Origin of the sequence: Streptomyces sp. AF1A, assembly GCF_047340315.1 — a bacterium.
GTDB lineage: Bacteria > Actinomycetota > Actinomycetes > Streptomycetales > Streptomycetaceae > Streptomyces.
Window position 1 is genome coordinate 27,247 of record NZ_JBLEBI010000018.1, and the last position, 18,232, is coordinate 45,478.

14 protein-coding genes and 1 pseudogene are annotated in these 18,232 nt (G+C 72.5%); 7 read left to right on the top strand and 8 right to left on the bottom strand.

Translation table 11 applies throughout. The features are described from left to right. Positions 1-24: 24 nt before the first annotated feature. From ACLU3S_RS08815 to ACLU3S_RS08830, 4 genes are all read left to right on the top strand, one after another. The gene (locus ACLU3S_RS08815; RefSeq protein WP_413951195.1) at positions 25-2,586 is read left to right on the top strand and encodes a nitrate- and nitrite sensing domain-containing protein; all 2,562 of its coding nucleotides are present in this window, start codon (positions 25-27) and stop codon (positions 2,584-2,586) included. Next, positions 2,583-3,020: a roadblock/LC7 domain-containing protein gene (locus ACLU3S_RS08820; protein ID WP_413951196.1), complete on the top strand. Its 438-nt coding sequence runs from the start codon at positions 2,583-2,585 to the stop codon at positions 3,018-3,020. Before ACLU3S_RS08815 ends, ACLU3S_RS08820 begins: the two co-directional genes overlap by 4 nt. Before the next feature lie 16 nt (positions 3,021-3,036). Next, complete coding sequence (locus ACLU3S_RS08825) at positions 3,037-3,450, top strand: DUF742 domain-containing protein (protein ID WP_413951197.1); 414 nt, start codon at positions 3,037-3,039, stop codon at positions 3,448-3,450. A 222-nt stretch (positions 3,451-3,672) separates the two neighbouring features. Next, positions 3,673-4,275, top strand: coding sequence for a GTP-binding protein (locus ACLU3S_RS08830; protein WP_413951198.1), 603 nt, complete (start codon positions 3,673-3,675; stop codon positions 4,273-4,275). Between the two features lie 9 nt (positions 4,276-4,284). On the opposite strand, the pseudogene ACLU3S_RS08835 reads toward ACLU3S_RS08830, so the two are convergent. Next, a pseudogene (locus tag ACLU3S_RS08835) lies at positions 4,285-4,712 on the bottom strand (PPOX class F420-dependent oxidoreductase). Positions 4,713-4,806: 94 nt separating this feature from the next. Here ACLU3S_RS08835 and ACLU3S_RS08840 point away from each other — a divergent pair. Then, positions 4,807-5,220: a roadblock/LC7 domain-containing protein gene (locus ACLU3S_RS08840; protein ID WP_413951199.1), complete on the top strand. Its 414-nt coding sequence runs from the start codon at positions 4,807-4,809 to the stop codon at positions 5,218-5,220. Positions 5,221-5,346: 126 nt separating this feature from the next. Continuing rightward, entirely contained in the window at positions 5,347-6,405 is a 1,059-nt protein-coding gene (locus ACLU3S_RS08845; RefSeq protein WP_413951200.1) for a DUF6397 family protein, read from the top strand. Between the two features lie 33 nt (positions 6,406-6,438). Here the strand turns inward: ACLU3S_RS08845 and ACLU3S_RS08850 are convergent, their stop codons facing one another. Both ACLU3S_RS08850 and ACLU3S_RS08855 read right to left on the bottom strand, forming a co-directional pair. After that, positions 6,439-7,305 (bottom strand): acyl-CoA thioesterase, encoded by an 867-nt coding sequence (locus ACLU3S_RS08850; protein ID WP_413951201.1) that lies wholly within the window; start codon positions 7,303-7,305, stop codon positions 6,439-6,441. A gap of 19 nt (positions 7,306-7,324) precedes the next feature. After that, complete coding sequence (locus tag ACLU3S_RS08855) at positions 7,325-9,838, bottom strand: DEAD/DEAH box helicase (RefSeq protein ID WP_413951202.1); 2,514 nt, start codon at positions 9,836-9,838, stop codon at positions 7,325-7,327. Positions 9,839-9,983: 145 nt separating this feature from the next. On the opposite strand from ACLU3S_RS08855, the gene ACLU3S_RS08860 reads away from it, so the two are divergent. Further along, on the top strand, positions 9,984-10,778 hold the full coding sequence (locus ACLU3S_RS08860) for a metal-dependent hydrolase (protein WP_413951203.1): 795 nt from the start codon (positions 9,984-9,986) through the stop codon (positions 10,776-10,778). A gap of 14 nt (positions 10,779-10,792) precedes the next feature. Here ACLU3S_RS08860 and ACLU3S_RS08865 read toward each other — a convergent pair whose 3' ends face one another. The 5 genes from ACLU3S_RS08865 to ACLU3S_RS08885 all read right to left on the bottom strand — a co-directional run bounded on the left by ACLU3S_RS08865 (position 10,793) and on the right by ACLU3S_RS08885 (position 18,039). Then, positions 10,793-11,056: a type B 50S ribosomal protein L31 gene (locus ACLU3S_RS08865; RefSeq protein ID WP_413951204.1), complete on the bottom strand. Its 264-nt coding sequence runs from the start codon at positions 11,054-11,056 to the stop codon at positions 10,793-10,795. A 60-nt stretch (positions 11,057-11,116) separates the two neighbouring features. After that, positions 11,117-11,584: a DUF5709 domain-containing protein gene (locus ACLU3S_RS08870; protein WP_413951205.1), complete on the bottom strand. Its 468-nt coding sequence runs from the start codon at positions 11,582-11,584 to the stop codon at positions 11,117-11,119. A gap of 585 nt (positions 11,585-12,169) precedes the next feature. Then, positions 12,170-13,951 (bottom strand): ABC transporter ATP-binding protein, encoded by a 1,782-nt coding sequence (locus ACLU3S_RS08875; protein ID WP_413951206.1) that lies wholly within the window; start codon positions 13,949-13,951, stop codon positions 12,170-12,172. Further along, positions 13,948-15,753 (bottom strand): ABC transporter transmembrane domain-containing protein, encoded by a 1,806-nt coding sequence (locus tag ACLU3S_RS08880; RefSeq protein WP_413951207.1) that lies wholly within the window; start codon positions 15,751-15,753, stop codon positions 13,948-13,950. Before ACLU3S_RS08880 ends, ACLU3S_RS08875 begins: the two co-directional genes overlap by 4 nt. 294 nt (positions 15,754-16,047) lie before the next feature. Continuing rightward, entirely contained in the window at positions 16,048-18,039 is a 1,992-nt protein-coding gene (locus ACLU3S_RS08885; RefSeq protein ID WP_413951208.1) for an N-acetylmuramoyl-L-alanine amidase, read from the bottom strand. Positions 18,040-18,232 lie beyond the last annotated feature (193 nt).

Here is an 18,232-nt window from a genome sequence, read left to right on the forward strand (position 1 = left end):
ACCCACGTTCCGAGCGAGGAGGCCATGCGCCCACCCCGTACCACCGCAAGCGCCGCCACCCCGGCGCACCCCCCGCGTGGCCGCCGCGCGCACGCGGGGCCGCCGGCCGACGAGGGCACCGAGCTGCCACGAGGTATCGGGCCGGACAAGGCACGCGCGCGCGTGAAGCGGCGGCAACTGCGGCCCCGGACCGTACGCGCCAAGGTCGTCAGCCTCCTGATGGTCCCCGTCGTCTCCCTGCTCGCCCTGTGGGCGTACGCCACCGTCAGCACCGCACAGGACGTCGCCGGGCTGCGCCAGTCCCAGCGGGTCGACGCCGAACTGCGGACTCCGGTCGCCGAGGCCGTCGCCGCGCTCCAGGCGGAGCGCACCGCGGCCGTGCGCTACGCCGGCGCCCCCGGCGCGGCGGACGGCACCGAGCTGCAGGGCCTGGCGGCCCGCACCGACCGGGCCGTGGCCAGGCTGCGGCTCGGCGACAGCACGGTCGCCGACAGCCAGGAACTGCCCGCGGGCGTCTCCGGACGCCTCGGCGCCTTCGTCACCGGCGCCGAGCACCTGCGCGCCCTGCGGACGGCCGTGCTCGACCGCAGAACCGGCTGGGCCCAGGCGTACACGCAGTACACGAAGACCATCGGGGCGGGCTTCGCCGTGGACGGCGCCCTCACCGGCATCCAACAGGCCGACATCGGCTCGGACGCGCGCGTGCTGCTCGAATTCTCCCGAGCCGCCGAGGCGCTGGCCCAGGAGGACGCCGTCCTGAGCGGCGCGCGGACGGCGGGGTCGCTGCAGGGAGCGCGGCTGCGGTTGTTCAGCGCCGCCGTGGCCGCACGGCGCGCACTCACCGACACGGCCGTCGCCGACCTGCCGGCCGCCGAGCGCACCGCCTGGAGCCACCTCGCCGAGAGCGGTGCCTACACGGCCCTCGGCGCGACCGAGGACAAGGTCCTCGCCGCCGCGCCGGGCACCAAGCCGGCCGACGCAGCGCCCCAGGCCGCCTGGAACGCGGCCCACGCGCGCGTGCGGGACGGAATGCGGGGCATCGCGGCGGACATGGGCCGTGCCGTGGCGGGCCGCGCCGACCCGTTCGCCCGCGGACTGCTCAGCCCGGCGGGTGCCGCGGTGCTGTTCGGCCTCGCCGCCGTGGTCGCCTCGCTGGTCATCTCCGTCCGGATCGGACGGGCCCTCGTGATCGAACTCGTGAGCCTGCGCAACGACGCCCTGGAGATCGCCCGCCGCAAGCTTCCGCAGGCCATGCGCAGACTGCGCGCGGGCGAGGAGATCGACATCCAGGCCGAGGCGCCCGCCGGCCCGCCCGCCGAGGACGAGGCCGGCCAGGTCGCGGAAGCCCTCACCACCGTGCACCGAGCCGCCCTGCGTGCCGCGGTGGAACGCGCAGAACTCGCCAGCGGCATCTCGGGGGTCTTCGTCAACCTGGCCCGCCGCAGCCAGGTGCTGGTGCACCGCCAGCTCAGCCTCCTGGACAGCATGGAGCGGCGCTCCGACGACCCCAACGAACTGAGCGACCTCTTCCGCCTGGACCACCTCACCACCCGGATGCGGCGCCACGCCGAGAGCCTGATCATCCTCTCCGGGGCCGCGCCCGGCCGGGCCTGGCGCATGCCGGTCTCCCTGACGAACGTCGTCAGGGCCGCCGTCTCGGAAGTCGAGGACTACGCGCGCGTGGAGGTACGACAGCTCCCCGAGGCGCACGTCATCGGGGCGGCGGTCGCCGACCTCACCCACCTGCTGGCCGAACTCGTGGAGAACGCGGCCCAGTTCTCTCCGCCCCACACGCGCGTGCGCGTCACCGGCGAACCGGTCGGCAACGGCTACGCCCTGGAGATCGAGGACCGGGGACTCGGCATGGGCGACGAGACGCTCGCGGAGGCCAACCGGCGCATCGAACAGTCCGAGGCCCTTGACCTGTTCGACAGCGACCGGCTCGGACTCTTCGTGGTCAGCAGGCTCGCCTCACGGCACGGCATCAAGGTGCATCTGCGGACCTCCCCCTACGGGGGCACCACCGCGGTCGTCCTGGTGCCGACCGCGCTGCTGCACAGCGGCTCGGCGGAACGTTCCCGCAGTCGCCACGAGCAGTCGGACCCCGAGCAGGAGTCCGCGTTCGCGCGCATGCCCGGCCCGACCCCGCCCCAGGAGGCCGTCGCCGCACGGTCGGAGCGGCCCGCCCTGGCGGCCACCGCCGCGGGCCCGCACGGCACCGTGACCGACCCGCACGGCGCGCCGGACCGGCCGGCCCCCCGTGACACCGCGAACGAACCCCCGCCTCCCGGAGTCACCGCACTGAGGCTGCACCGACCGCCGAACGACTCCGAACCCCCCTCCGACGACCTCCCGCGCCGGGTGCGCCAGGCCAGCCTCGCCCCTCAACTGCGCCATCAGCGACCCGAGGAGCCCTCGCCCGGGCGCGCGCAGCAGCACGACGACCCGCGCACCCCCGAACTCGTACGGGACCGCATGGCGGCCTACCGCGACGGTTGGGCCCGCGGCGGTGGCAGGCAACCCGGCCGGGGGGTCGCCCCGGAGCCCGAAACGGGCCGCAACCGCGATGAAGGAGACCCGGCATGATCCAGGACCCGAACCCGAGGGCCGGCCGGCGGTCCGGCGAACTGGACTGGCTGCTCGACGATCTGGTGATGCGCGTGCGCGAGGTACGGCATGCCGTCGTGCTCTCCAACGACGGCCTGGCCGTCGGCGCCTCCAGCGATCTCGCCCGGGAGGACGCCGAGCATCTCGCCGCCGTCGCCTCAGGTTTCAACAGTCTCGCCAAGGGGGCGGGACGGCACTTCGGAGCCGGCGGCGTGCGTCAGACCATGGTCGAGATGGACGACGCGTTCCTGTTCGTGGCGGCCGCCGGCGACGGTTCCTGCCTCGCGGTGCTCACCGCCGTCACCGCCGACATCGGGCTTGTCGCCTACGAGATGGCGCGACTGGTCAAGCGGGTCGGGGAGCACCTCTACACCGCGCCGCGCGTCGCGGCGCAGCCGCCCGCCGCCAGGTGAGCCGGAAGGCGGCGCGATGATCCAGAACCCGACGGGCGGCCCGCGGGAGCCGGGCAGCCAGTGGTACGACGGCGAGGCGGGGCCCCTGGTCCGCCCGTACGCCATGACGGGCGGACGTACCCAGCCGGGCCCCACCGGCGTGCACTTCGACCTGATCGCGCTGGTCAGCCTCGATCCCGCAGCGCCGGCGGTCGACGACGACATCGCGCTCGGACCCGAACACCGCACCCTGATCGAGCTGTGCCGCACGGAGACGCAGTCGGTCGCCGAACTCGCGGCGGACGCGGACCTGCCCGTGGGCGTGGTCAGGGTGCTCCTCGGGGACCTCCTGGAACTCGGCTGTGTGACCATCAGCCGCCCCGTGCCACCGGCCCATCTGCCCGACGAACGAATTCTGCGCGAGGTCATCGCGGGATTGCGAGCGCTGTAGTGAACAGGAAGCACGAGTGCCACGGATGAACGGTCAGAGCCCGCCGCCCGTCCCCGCACGTCCCTATCCGTACCCGTTGCGTCACCGACCGGGCGCGAGCCGGTCACATCAGGTTCGTTTCGATCCAACCACCCGCACGGCGGCCCCGGTTGTCATGATGCTGACTCCACCACCGGAGCCCCTGGACGTCGACCGCAGCCGGCCCTCCCGAGAGAAGTGATCATGGTCTCCGAGCACTCCGAAGCCGCCGACGACACCTCCGCCCTGGCGCTGAAGATACTGGTCGCCGGCGGATTCGGCGTCGGCAAGACGACCCTGGTCGGGGCCGTCAGCGAGATCCGGCCGCTGCGCACCGAGGAACTGCTCAGTGAGGCCGGTCAGCTGGTCGACGACACCGACGGCGTGGACCAGAAGGTCACCACGACCGTCGCCATGGACTTCGGGCGCATCACGATCCGGTCCGGGCTGTCCCTCTACCTCTTCGGCACGCCTGGACAGGACCGCTTCTGGTTCCTGTGGGACGAACTCTCCCAGGGGGCCCTCGGCGCCGTCGTCCTGGCGGACACCCGGCGCCTGGAGGACTGCTTTCCCGCCGTCGACTACTTCGAGCACCGCCGCATTCCGTTCGTGGTGGCCGTCAACTGCTTCACGGGGGCCCGCACCTACGGCGCCCACGACGTCTCCCGGGCCCTCGACCTCGACTCCGGCACACCCGTGGTGCTGTGCGACGCGCGCGACCGGAACTCGGGCAAGGAGGTGCTGATCCGGCTCGTCGAGTACGCCGGGCGGATGCACACCGCCCGGCTCCTGGACTCGGTCGGCTGAGCCCGTCGCTCAGGCCGCCAGGTCGCGGACGGCGACCACCTTGTCGATCGTCACGCGCACGAGCAGTTCACCCGGGACACCGTTACGGGCGCCGTACTCCTCGGCGCGGCCCTCGCCCATGTACCGGGCGGCGATCCGGGTGGCCCAACCGCGCACCTCGTCCAGGTCCTCCGACAGCCGGGCGCGGCCGTTCAGCACCACGAAGTGGAACGGCGGCCGGTCGTCGTCCACGCAGAGGGCGACCCGCCGTCACGGGCGAGATTGCGCCCTTTCACCGTGTCCCGGCCGGTGTTGAAGATCAGTTCGTCCCCCTCCAGCAGGAACCAGACCGGAGCCACATGGGGGCTCCCATCGGCACGAACGGTGGACAGTTTGCCGGTGCGGGTGCCCTGTGAGACGAACCCCCGCCACTCCTCGTCGGTCATCTTCTCTGCCATGCGCCCATCCTGCTTGCCCGGACGAGACACGTGGGGAAGGCTGGCGGGGAGTTCCTCCGGCCAGGGGGAGACATCACACGGGGAGAGGCGGAAAATGGCGCAGAACCAGGGACTGAGCTGGCTCCTGGACGATCTGACCGGCCGCGTGGAGCACGTGCGGCACGCGCTGGTGCTGTCGAACGACGGGCTGGTCACCGGAGCGAGCACGGGCCTACGCCGCGAGGACGCCGAGCACCTGGCCGCGGTGGCGTCCGGACTGCACAGCCTGGCTAAGGGCTCGGGACGCCACTTCGGCGCGGGGCGGGTGCGCCAGACGATGATCGAGTACGACGATGCCGTGCTGTTCGTGACCGCGGCGGGCACCGGCAGTTGCCTGTGCGTGCTCAGCGGGGCGGAGGCCGACATCGGTCAGATCGCCTACGAGATGACCCTGCTCGTCAACCGGGTCGGCGAACACCTCGGCGTCGACGCCAGGCAACCCGAGCGGACTCCGCCCACAGAGCTGTGAGCTGCGGTTCTTCCCGGCCTCGCGGAGTTATCCACAGGGTCGCCACGAACGGGGCGGACTTGGCTACGGTGTGTGCACGGCGATCGCGCAGGGCGTGAGCCACCGACTCCACGGGGGAGTACGACCATGTCGGCAAACACCTTCGGCACAGCCCGCCCCATCACCTGCAGCCCGAGCCGCGCGGCTCGCGAACTGGGGCTGCAGCGAAGCGAGTTCGACCTCGCCGTCCACCTCGGCCGCGTACGGACCGTGCCCGACGAGGGCGGGGGAGGAGGCCGACGGGTGGAGCGCGGGGAGATCGACCGGCTGCGCGCACTCGACGGCTTCCCCGCAGCGCTCCGCGAGCAGGTGCGGACCGTGGGCACCGCGGAGGGCGCGGCGCTCATGGAGATCCCGGCCGGCCGGTTCACCCGGCTCGCGCGTCTGGGCCTGCTCGTGCCGGTGCATTTCTACCTCAACCGCTACCGGGCGGTCGTCTGGCTCTACCTCGCGGAAGAACTGCGGCACTTCACGACCTGCGCCGAGAACGCGCACCTGCTGAAGGGCCGCACGCCGGAGACCCTGCGCAGCCAGCTGGCGGCGGGAGTGGATCTGCGCGCCCGGAACTGGCGCGGGCGCCACCTCGGGTTCCTGCTCCGGCAGGCCGAGGACCCGTGGGCCCGCGCCGGAGCCCTGGCCGCCTTTCTCGAGCCCGTTGAGGTCGCCGACGTCGTCAAGGACCCGTACGAGCGCGCCTGGGTGAACCGGCTGCGGCCGGCGCTCCCCGGCCGGAGCCTTCCCGGATCGGCCTCCGCCCGACTCGGTGAGCAGATCGCGACCGCCCAGGACACGGACGAGATCGAGTGGCTGCGCAGCGAGCTGGCCCGCGCGGTCGGGGAGGCCCGCACCCTCCTGCCCGCGCCGAGCCCGGCCCTCCGCCGTGCCGCGCCGACGATGCGAGCGGCGGCGTGCCCGATCCCGCCGATGGCGCCAACCGTCACGCGGCCCACGGAGCCGACACAAAGGGCCGCCGAGCTGGGCGGGGCGCCCGGGCGACGAGCGCCCGAGATGCACCGCGCTCCCGCGGCCCGGCCGGTCCCGCTCCCCTCCCGCCGGGACCACGGGTCCGGACCGGCGCCGCTGCCCCCGGCTCGCGGACTGCGTGCCTGGCTCCGGCGGAGAAACCCCGGCCCCGCGCCGGTCTGAACGACCGCCGCCGCGCGCTTCACCGGCGGCCCGCTACAGGGACCTGAACAGGCCCTCCTGGACGACCGAGACGAGCAGGCGACCCCGCAGGTCGTAGATGCGTCCGCGGGCCAGGCCGCGTCCACCGGTGATGATCGGCGACTCCTGGTCGTAGAGGAACCACTCGTCGGCGCGGAACGGCCGGTGGAACCACATCGCGTGGTCCAGCGAGGCCATGTCGAAGCTTCTCGGCCCCCAGAGGGGCTCGACGGGGATGCGCACCGCGTCCAGGAGGGTCATGTCGCTGGCGTAGGTCAGCGCGCACGTGTGGACCAGTGGATCGTCCCCGAGCGGTCCGACCGCGCGCATCCACACGGCGCTGCGCGGTTCGGCGCCCCGGATCTCCTCCGGGTGCCAGCGCAGCCGGTCGACGTACCGGATGTCGAAGGGCTGGCGGCGCGCCATCCGCTCCAACTGCTCAGGAAGCGCGCCCAGATGCTTGCGGACCTCCTCGGTCACCGTGGGCAGCGCCTCCGGGTGCGGCACGTCCCGGGCCGGTGGCAGCTGGTGCTCGAACGGTCCTTCCTCAGGCTTGTGAAAGGAGGCGGTCAGATTGAAGATCGTGCGGCCCTGCTGCACGGCGGTGACCCGGCGTGTCGTGAACGAGCGGCCGTCGCGGACCCGTTCCACCTGGTACACGATCGGCACGCCCGGACGGCCCGGGCGCAGGAAGTACGCGTGGAGCGAGTGCACCGGGCGGTCGCCGTCCGTAGTGCGCCCGGCGGCGACCAGCGCCTGGCCGGCCACCTGGCCGCCGAACACCCGCTGCAAGGACTCCTGCGGGCTTCGGCCGCGGAAGATGTTGACCTCGACCTGCTCGAGGTCGAGCAGGTCGACCAGTCTGTCGGCCGGGTTGGTCATCGGTGGGCGTCTCCTTGGCTCACAGCTGGCCGACATCGGTGACGCGGACGACCGCCCGGCCCTCGGCGTCCGAGGCCGCGAGGTCGATCTCCGCGCTGATGCCCCAGTCGTGGTCGCCGTTCGGGTCGTCGAAGATCTGCCGCACCCGCCACAGGCCGTTCTCCGGTTCCTCGTTGATGACCAGCAGCTTGGGGCCACGGGCGTCGGGACCGGTGCCGAGGTCGTCGTACTCGTCCCAGTACTTGTCCATCGCCTCGCCCCACGCCTGCGCGTCCCAGCCCGACTCGGCGTCCATCTCGCCCAGTTCCTCGACCTGGTCGAGCGCGGCCAGCTCCACGCGCCGGAACAGCGCGTTGCGGACCAGGACCCGGAAGGCGCGAGCATTGGTGGTGACCGGCTTGACCTCGTCGGCCTTCTCCTGGGCCTCCTCGGCGGTCATCTCCTCGGGGTTCGCCAGCTGTTCCCACTCGTCCAGCAGGCTGGAGTCCACCTGGCGCACCATCTCGCCGAGCCACTCGATCAGGTCCTGCAGGTCCTCGGACTTCAGGTCGTCCGGGATGGTGTGGTCCAGGGTCTTGTAGGCGCCCGCGAGGTAGCGGAGCACGATGCCCTCGGTGCGGGCCAGTTCGTAGAAGGAGACCAACTCGGTGAAGGACAGCGCCCGTTCGTACATGTCCCGGACGACCGACTTCGGCGACAGCGGGTGGTCGCCGACCCAGGGGTGGCTCTTGCGGTAGGTGTTGTACGCGTGGAAGAGCAGTTCCTCCAGCGGCTTCGGGTACGTGACGTCCTGGAGGCGCTCCATGCGCTCCTCGTACTCGACGCCGTCCGCCTTCATCGCGGCCACGGCTTCTCCGCGCGCCTTGTTCTGCTGGGCGACGAGGATCTGGCGCGGGTCGTCCAGGGTGGACTCGACGACGGAGACCATGTCGAGTGCGTAGGACGGCGAGTCGGGGTCGAGAAGTTCGAACGCGGCGAGGGCGAACGTGGACAGCGGCTGGTTCAGCGCGAAGTCCTGCTGCAGATCGACCGTGAGCCGGACGATGCGGCCCTCGGCGTCGGGCCGGTCGAGCTTCTCCACGATCCCGCCGTCGAGCAGCGAACGGTAGATCGCGATCGCCCGGCGGATGTGCCGCAGCTGCTGCCTGCGCGGCTCGTGGTTGTCCTCCAGGAGATGGCGCATCGCCTCGAAGGCATTGCCCGGGCGGGCGATCACCGACAGCAGCATCGTGTGCGTCACCCGGAACCGGGACGTCAGCGGCTCCGGCTCCGACTCGATCAGCTTCTGGAAGGTGTTCTCCGTCCAGCCGACGAAGCCCTCCGGCGCCTTCTTGCGCACCACCTTGCGCCGCTTCTTCGGGTCGTCGCCCGCCTTCGCCAGCGCCTTCTCGTTCTCGATCACATGCTCCGGCGCCTGCGCCACGACGAGCCCCGCGGTGTCGAAGCCGGCCCGGCCGGCCCGGCCGGCGATCTGGTGGAACTCCCGTGCCCGCAGCGTGCGCACACGGCTGCCGTCGTACTTGGTCAGCGCCGTGAAGAGCACCGTGCGGATGGGCACGTTGACGCCCACGCCCAGCGTGTCCGTGCCGCAGATGACCTTCAGCAGACCGGCCTGGGCCAGCTTCTCCACCAGGCGCCGGTACTTGGGAAGCATGCCGGCGTGGTGCACGCCGATGCCGTGCCGGACGTAACGGGAGAGGTTGCGGCCGAACTTCGTGGTGAAGCGGAAGTTGCCGATCAGCTCGGCGATCCGGTCCTTCTCCTCCCGGGTGCACATGTTGATGCTCATCAGCGCCTGCGCGCGCTCCACGGCCTGGGCCTGCGTGAAGTGGACGATGTAGACCGGGGCCTGCCTGCTCTCCAGCAGGTCGGTGAGCGTCTCGGTGAGCGGGGTCAGCCGGTACTCGTAGGAGAGGGGCACCGGGCGGGTCGCCGAGCGGACCACCGAAGTGGGGCGGCCGGTGCGGCGGGTCAGGTCCTTCTCGAAGAAGGAGACATCGCCCAGGGTTGCCGACATCAGGATGAACTGCGCCTGCGGCAGCTCCAGCAGCGGGATCTGCCAGGCCCAGCCGCGGTCCCCCTCGGCGTAGAAGTGGAACTCGTCCATCACGACCTGGCCGATGTCCGCGTGCTTGCCGTCGCGCAGCGCGATCGACGCCAGCACCTCGGCGGTGCAGCAGATCACCGGCGCGTCGGCGTTCACGGAGGCGTCGCCGGTCAGCATGCCCACGTTCTCGGTGCCGAACAGCTTGCACAGCTCGAAGAACTTCTCCGACACCAGCGCCTTGATCGGAGCCGTGTAGAAGGTCACCTCGTCCCGGGCCAGCGCGGCGAAGTGGGCACCGGCGGCGATCATGCTCTTGCCGGAGCCGGTGGGCGTCGAGACGATCACGTTCGCCCCCGACACCACCTCGATCAGCGCCTCCTCCTGGTGGGGGTAGAGGGTGAGACCGCGCTCCTGCGCCCACGACTCGAAGGCTTCGTACAGGGCGTCGGGGTCGGCGGTCGGCGGCAGCTGATCGATGAGGGTCACGCCCCCATCTTGCCTGGCCTTGTCCCCGAGAGGGGAATCGGCTGCGGATACGAAGATCATGGCAGCTACGCTGTGGCGCCGACGGCGCGTCAGTGCACCGGTTCAACTGGACAGCGGCACACGAGGAATGGGGCGGGAAGCGGCCATGATGGGACCAGCACACTCACTGTCGGGGGCCGCGGCCTGGCTCGGCGTAGGAGCGGCCGCCGCCGCGGCCGGTCACCCGATGCCCTGGCCGGTGCTCCTCTGCGGCGCCCTGATCTGCGCGGGCGCCGCGCTCGCCCCGGACCTCGACCACAAGGCGGCGACCATCTCGCGGGCCTTCGGGCCGATCTCCCGCTGGATCTGCGAGATCGTGGACAAGCTGTCGTACGCCGTCTACAAGGCGACCAGGAAGAAGGGCGACCCGCGCCGTTCCGGCGGCCACCGCACGCTGACGCACACCTGGCTGTGGGCGGTCCTGATCGGCGCCGGCTGTTCGGCGGCGGCGGTCGTGGGGGGCCGGTGGGCGGTGCTGGCGATCCTGTTCGTGCACATGGTGCTGGCGATCGAGGGGCTGCTGTGGCGAGCGGCCCGGGGTTCCAGCAGCGACGTCCTGGTCTGGCTGCTGGCGGCGACCAGCGCGTGGATCCTGGCGGGCGTGCTCGACAGGCCGGGCCACGGCTCCGACTGGCTGTTCACCGCCCCCGGGCAGCAGTACCTGTGGCTGGGGCTGCCGATCGTGCTGGGCGCGCTGGTGCACGACATCGGGGACGCGCTGACCGTGTCCGGCTGCCCGATCCTGTGGCCGATCCCGCTGGGCCGCAGGCGCTGGTACCCGGTGGGGCCGCCGAAGGCGATGCGGTTCCGTGCGGGCAGCTGGGTGGAGCTCAAGGTGCTGATGCCCGTGTTCATGCTGCTCGGGGGAGTGGGCTGCGCGGCAGCCCTCAACGTGATCTGAGGCACTCCCGCGAATCAGCCGGCGTCGCCCGCGTCCGTCCCGCCGTAGCGGCGCTCGAAGCGGGCGATGCGGCCCTCGGTGTCGACCGTGCGGGCCTTGCCCGTGTAGAAGGGGTGGCTCTCCGAGGAGATCTCCACGTCGATCACCGGGTAGGTCCGGCCGTCGTCCCAGTCGATGGTCTGCTCACTGTGCGCGGTGGACCGGGTCAGGAACGCGTAACCGGCGGCACGGTCGCGGAAGACCACGGGGTGGTAGTCGGGGTGCTTGTCCTGCTGCATGGCGGCTCCTCGTGCGAGGCGGACGGCCAGGGCGCGGGCGGGTCGGCCGGAGCCCGCGGGTCAGCCGGGGAAGGTGTCCTCGTCGACGATGTGCATGGCGGCCTCCTCCGCGGAGGCGGCGGCACCGTCGATTCCGACGTCGGTGGCGACGAGCGCGGCCTCCTCGTCCTCGTGCGCCCCCTCGTCGGGGGCCACCAGCCGGCCGGAGCGGAGATGGCCGACCTCGTTGTCGAGGAGTTCCCCGTCGGTGTCGTGGTCACCGATGCCGTCGTCGTAGGGGGCGTCCCGGTCGGGAAGTTCCTCGGCGAGCCGCTGGTCGAGCGTTTCGCCCGCCTGACGCTCGGCCGCTGTCACGCCGATGTGATCCACTGCCCACGGCCGCTCGGGAGGGGACCAGCCGCGGTCGAGGGGGTCGTCGACGCCGTCGAAGTCCAGTGTGTCCTCGACGTCGAGCACTCCCGAGTCCTCCCGGATCTCCGAAGCATCGGGCTGGTAGACGTCGTCCCCCCAGCTGTCGGGGCTGTCCACGAGAACCTCCAGGTGGTGAGGACGGCCGTGTACCGCCCGAAACGGGCGGCGGCCCGTCGGCAGGCGCGGCGCGGGGATCACACGACGCTGACCGAGCGGTTCCCGGGCCGGCCCCGAGTCCGTGCCGCTTTCCAGCCTTCCACCCCCGCTTGCCACCGCGCAACGGCACGTGCCCCGGCCTGGGCCCCCGGACCGGAGGGCAGGTTCTCACTGCGCGACCGTATCGGCCGGGCGCCCTGTCCCTTTGCCGGTACGGGCCCCGGGCGCCCGGCGGCTGCCAGGCCGGCACCGGTGGGAGACGGCACCCACCCGGCACGGTCACGAGGCGGGCCGGCCGGCGCGGACCCCGCTCGGCGTGGCTCTCGCAGACGGCACTGGGGGATGCGCCGGTCCGGGGCAGTGCTCACCACAGGCCCGCCGGCAGGGGGGCGAGTGCCGGTGACTGCCGCCGGTGCCGGCCCCGCAGCCGGCACCAGCGCCCGTCCGCCGGCCGTGAGCACCGCTCCCGGCAGCCGGTTCGCCGCCACCGGCCTCACCGGGCCCGCCTTCGCCGCCCCGGCAGTCGGTCGTGCTTGCCGTGGTGCCTCAGCCGTGCCAGGACCTCCAGAGGGCCGCGTAGGCCCCGTCGGCCGTGACCAGGTCGTCGTGGCTGCCCAGCTCGGTGATGCGGCCGTTCTCGACGACGGCGATCACATCGGCGTCGTGCGCGGTGTGCAGGCGGTGGGCGATGGCGACGACCGTGCGGCCGTCGAGGACGCGGGCCAGGGAGCGTTCGAGGTGGCGGGCGGCGCGCGGGTCGAGGAGCGAGGTCGCCTCGTCCAGGACCAGCGTGTGCGGGTCGGCGAGCACCAGCCGGGCCAGGGCGATCTGCTGCGCCTGCGCCGGGGTCAGCGCCAGCCCTCCGGATCCGACCTCGGTGTCCAGGCCGTCGTCCAGGGCCCGCGCCCAGTCGTCCGCGTCGACGGCGCCGAGGGCCGCCCACAGTTCGGCGTCCGTGGCACCGGTGCGGGCCAGCAGGAGGTTGTCCCGCAGGGAGCCGACGAAGACGTGGTGCTCCTGGTTGACCAGGGCGACGTGCGAGCGGACGCGTTCGGCGGGCATCCGGGACAGCTCGGCCCCGCCCAGGGTGATCCGGCCCGACCGAGGGGCGTAGATGCCGGCGAGCAGCCTGCCCAGCGTGGACTTGCCCGCGCCCGAGGGCCCGACCAGGGCGAGGCGGGTACCCGGCGCGACCTCGAGGGACACCTGGCGCAGGACGTCGACGCCCTCGCGGTAGCCGAAGTGAACCCGGTCCGCGTGCACGTCCCGGCCGTCGGGGGCCAGCGCGGTGTTCCCGGCGTCCGGTTCGATGTCCCGCACGCCGACGAGGCGGGCGAGCGACACCTGGGCCACCTGCACCTCGTCGTACCAGCGCAGGATCAGGTTCACCGGGTCGACCAGCATCTGTGCGACGAGGGCTCCGGTGGTCAGCTGGCCCACCCCGATCCAGCCGCGCAGGACGAAGACCCCACCGACCATCAGGACCGAGCCGAGGACGATGACGTGGACGGCGTTGATGACGGGGAAGAGCACGGACCGCAGCCACAGGGTGTAGCGCTCCCAGGCCGTCCACTCCGCGATGCGCCGCTCCGACAGGGCGACGCGGCGGGCGCCCAGGCGGTGCGCCTCGACGGTGTGGCCGGCGTCCACGGTCTCGGCGAGCGCGGCGGCGACGGCCGCGTACCCCGCGGCCTCGGAGCGGTAGCCGGAGGGCGCCCGCTTGAAGTACCAGCGGCACCCCGCCACGAGGACCGGCACGGCGAGCAGGACGGCCGCCGCGAGCGGCGGGGCCGTGACGACGAGCCCGCCGAGCAGCAGCAGGGCCCACACGACACCGATCGCCAGTTGCGGTACGGCTTCCCGCATGGCGTTGGCCAGGCGGTCGATGTCGGTGGTGATGCGGGAGAGCAGATCGCCCGTGCCGGCCCGCTCCAGCACGCCCGGCGGCAGCCCGACCGACCGAACGAGGAAGTCCTCGCGCAGGTCGGCCAGCATCCGCTCGCCGAGCATGGCGCCGCGCAGCCGTACCTGCCGGACGAACACGGCCTGCACGGCGAGCGCGAGCACGAACAGAGCGGCGGTTGGGCCCAGATGCAGCTCCCGTGCTCCGTCGGACACCCGCTGGACCAGGCCGCCGAGCAGGTACGGGCCGACCATGGAGGCGACCACGGCCACCGTGTTCACGGCGATCAGCAGCAGGAAGGCCCGCCGGTGCCGGCGGAACAGCTCGGTGACGTAGGCCCGCACGGTCGCGGCCGCGCCGACGGGCAGAGTGGTGGCGGTCGTCGGGGCCGCCGGGTCGTACGCCGGTGGCGCAACGCCGATCATGCGCTCTCCTCGATCTCTTCCAGCTCATTCAGGGCGTCCAGCAGGGCGCCCTCGTCGGCCGCGGCCAGTTCGTCGTCGGTCTCCCGCGTCACCACGGCCCGGTACCGGGGTTCGCCCTCGATCAGCTCCCGGTGCACGCCCGCCGCCACGACCTCGTCCTCGTGGACCAGGACGACCCGGTCCGCGCGGTCCAGCAGGAGCGGCGAGGAGGTGAACACCACCGTCGTGCGACCCGAGCGCAGCCGGCACAGTCCGTCCGCGATCCGCGCCTCGGTGTGCGAGTCGACCGCGGAGGTCGGCTCGTCCAGCACCAGCACCTCGGGGTCGGTGATCAGGGACCGGGCCAGCGCGAGCCGCTGCCGCTGGCCGCCGGACAGCGAGCGTCCGCGCTCGGTGATGCGGGCGTCCATCGGGTCGGCGGCGTCCAGGGAGCCCTGCACCAGCGCGTCCAGGACGTCCTCGCACTGTGCGGCCGCAAGCGCGTCGGCGGCCCCGACGGCACCGGACGCGGGCACGTCGAGCAGCTCGCGCAGGGTGCCGGACAGCAGCACCGGGTCCTTGTCCTGGACGAGGACGGCCGTGCGGGCGCTGTCCAGCGGCAGCTCGTCCAGCGGCACCCCGCCGAGCAGCGCCGAGCGGCCCGGTTCCGCGGGGTGGCCGCCGAGCCGCTCCGCGAGCCGCCCGGCCGCGTCGGGGTCGCCGCACACCACGGCGGTGAGCAGGCCGGCCGGAGCGAGCAGACCGGTGGCGGGGTCGAACAGGTCCCCGCCCGGCACCTCGGCGTCGAGGGTGCCGTCGGTCGCCGTGGCGCGACGCAGCGACAGCACCCGCGCGGCCCGTTTGGCCGAGGGCCGGGAGAAGGAGTAGGACATCGCGATCTCTTCGAAGTGCCGCAAGGGATAATTCAGGACCATGACCGCGCTGTAGACGGTGACCAGTTCCCCGATGGTGATCCGGCCCTGGCGGGCCAGATGGATGCCGTGCCACACGACGGCGATCAGCAGCAGCCCGGGCAGCAGCACCTGGATGGCGGAGATCAGCGACCACATCCGGGCGCTGCGCACCGCCGCGTGGCGCACCTCCTGCGAGGCCCGGCGGTAGCGGTCCAGGAACAGTTCCTCGCCGCCGATGCCGCGCAGTACGCGCAGCCCGGCGACGGTGTCCGAGGCCAGCTCGGTGGCCCGGCCGGCCTTCTCGCGCTGCACGTCGGCGCGGCGCGTGGCGCGCGGCAGCAGCGGCAGCACCGCGAGGGCCACGAAGGGCAGTCCGACGGCGACGACCACGCCGAGCGCGGGCTGGTAGACGAGGAGGCCGACACAGACCACGACGACCGTCAGCGCGGCGGCGGTGAACCGGGAGACGGCCTCGACGAACCAGCCGATCTTCTCCACGTCGCCGGTGGAGACCGCCACCACCTCGCCGGCCGCGACCCGCCGGGTCAGCGCCGAGCCCAGCCGGGCCGCCTGGCGCGCCAGCAGTTGCTGGACCCGGGCGGCCGCGGTGATCCAGTTGGTGACGGCGGCCCGGTGCAGGAAGGTGTCGCCGACCGCGATGCCCGTCCCGCACAGCAGCATCAGAGCGCCCGTCAGGGCGAGCCGGGTGCCGGAGCGGTCGACGACCGCCTGGACGGCGAGGCCCACGCAGAAGGGTAGAGCGGAGACGGAGACGAAGTGCAGCAGGCCCCAGGCCAGTGCCTTCAGCTGGCCGCCCAGCTGGTTGCGCCAGAGCCACCACAGGAATCGGGGACCCGAGCGGGCGTCGGGCACACCCGGGTCGGAGTACGGAAGGTCTTGAATCTGCATGGCGTCCCAGCGGCTCGTGTCAGGGGAGTCAGGCGGCGACGAGCGGCAGCCGCCGGCAACAAGCCGTGAAAGGTTGGCCTCGCAGAGTGGTGAATTTCAAACGGTTTTCCGGCACGCTCGCTTGCGCCACCGGCTTCCGGCCACGAGCCTCTTCGCTCTCCGCCACCGGCTTCCGGTCATGGGCCGCTTCGCTCGGCGGCCGCCATGCCGGTGACCCGTCGGGTGACCCCGGCATGTGGCCACACGACGCCCCCCGCCCCTGGGCGAGAGCAAGGGCGGCGTAACGGCGCGGTGTCAGCGTCCCGGCGAGCCGCCGTCCTCGGCAGCCGGCGGCCCGGCCGCCGCGGTCGCGTTCAGTACGTCCACGTCACTCGACCGGACGTAGGCGAGCCGGTGGCCGAACTGGATCTCGTAGTACTGCTCGTCGCCCTTCACGACTGCGGCGGGCGTGTCGAGGAAGGTGGATCTGGGGACGTAGGAACTGTCGATGCTGGCCTGTGTCACGTACCGCTGCCCCGCCATGAGGTGGTACGGCAGCGGCGACTCGGGCTCCTCCTCCACTCCCTCCGGGTAGGCCTCCTCCTCCGGAAGGGCGCGGCCGAACACCGGGATCTCACTCAGGCCTTCCCTCGGCGTCACCATGCGGCCGGCGGAGCCGACGGCCGTCGGCTGCTTCTTCGGGTTCTTGAACCACGCCTCCTGGCCCTGGAACCAGATGGCCGTCCAGTCGCCGCTGCGCCCGGCCACGGCGAAGGTCTGGCCGGCGGAGACGCGGGACCCCAGGTCGTTGACGTCCTTGGTGGAATCCTCGCCGTTCGGTTTGCGGCCCGGGTCCTGGATGAGCGGAGCGTTCTCGTTCGGCCGGGTGTGGAGGCGGACGGCGCTGGAGCCGTGCTTCGGACAGGGCGCACCGTCGCGCGAGCACCCGGTGAAGACCGGCTGGTGGGTCTTGTAGTCCGGCAGAATGGTCACCATGTCGCTGTCCGGTCCTGCCGTGGCCTTCAGCGGCGCGCCGAGCAGGTCGAAGTAGTGCCGCCAGTCCCAGTACGGGCCGGGGTCGTCGTGCATCTCGGGGATCGAGTCGGCGGTCGGCGAGGGCACGTTGTCGTGACCGAAGATGTGCTGCCGGTCGAGCGGAATGTCGTACTTCTTGGCCAGATAGCGGACCAGGCGTGCCGATGCCCGGTACATCTCCTCCGTGTACCAGGTGCCGGGCTGTTTGAGGAATCCCTCGTGCTCCACGCCGATCGAGCGGGCGTTGACGAACTGGTTGCCGGAGTGCCAGGCCTCGTCCTTGGTCCTGACGTGCTGGGTGACGTGGCCGTCGCTGGAGCGGATCGAGTAGTGCCAGGACACCTCCGTCGGATCCTGCACCGTCGCGAACATGCTCGGCAGCTTCGCCTCGGTGTCGTGGATGACGATGTACTCGATCTTCTGGTCCCGCGGCCGGTCGGCGAGGTCGTGGTTGCCGTAGTCGCCGTCCTCGTCGATCTCCTCGTACGGCGCGGCGAGCCAGTCGCAGGACAGCTCGGCGGGGCACTCGACCTCCTTCGGCCGCGGCTTCTGCGGGCGGACGGTGCGGGGGTGCACCGCGGGGTTGGCGGGCAGGGAGACCTCCTGCCCCTCGGCCGTGGTGCGGTGCGCTCCCTTCCGGATCACGGAGAAGACGTCCTTCGCGTACGCGGCCGCCGACGTGACGTCGGGCGTGCCGGGGAAACGTTCCACCGCCTCCCACCAGTCCATCGGGTTGTTGCTGAGGGGCTTGCCCAGCTGCCGTTGCATGGCGGCCAGGAGAGCGGCGCCGCCGCGTACGTTGGCGGTGGGGTCCGTCCGCAGGCGCCCGGCCGGGACGTCGGTCAGGCGGGCGGCGCGCTGCAGATCCGCCGGCCTTACGGCGTGGCCCCCGAGAGCGCCGGGATCCAGTGCGGCGGGCGTGCCCGCGGAGCCGCCGTGCGGCGCCCCCGCCGCGGCGGGCGGCGGCGCGGGCGGGACCCGGCTGGTGTCCACCAGGTGCATCGGCCCGTAGCCGCCCGCGACGCTGGGGGATCCCGGGTGGGCGTCCCAGCGCGTCTGCACGTAGGAGACGCCCATGAGCACGCTGCGCGGCACGTGGTACTCGCGCGCGGCGTCCGTGAAGGCGTTCTGCAGATGCTGCTCCGGCGCGTCGTCGTCGGACATCGGGCTGAGCAGCAGCGGCGCCAGCAGCGCCGCCGTTCCGATCACGCATGCCGACCGGCGGCACACGCGGACGCCGTTGGGGACACGTGGGGCGGTGGGTCTTCTCATGGCACGGGTCTCCAAACATGCTCATCGCAGCCAGGACAAAGGAGTTGCCCCTGACAACCACCCCTCGTACGTTTCCGTGCCCCGCGTGCCCCGTCGCGTCAAGGGTCACCGGGGTGGCCCAGCAGCCCGGCAGAGGCCACCCGGTCGGCGGCAGCGGCTGTGCTCCGACGGTCCGTCAGCGCGCGGGCCGGGA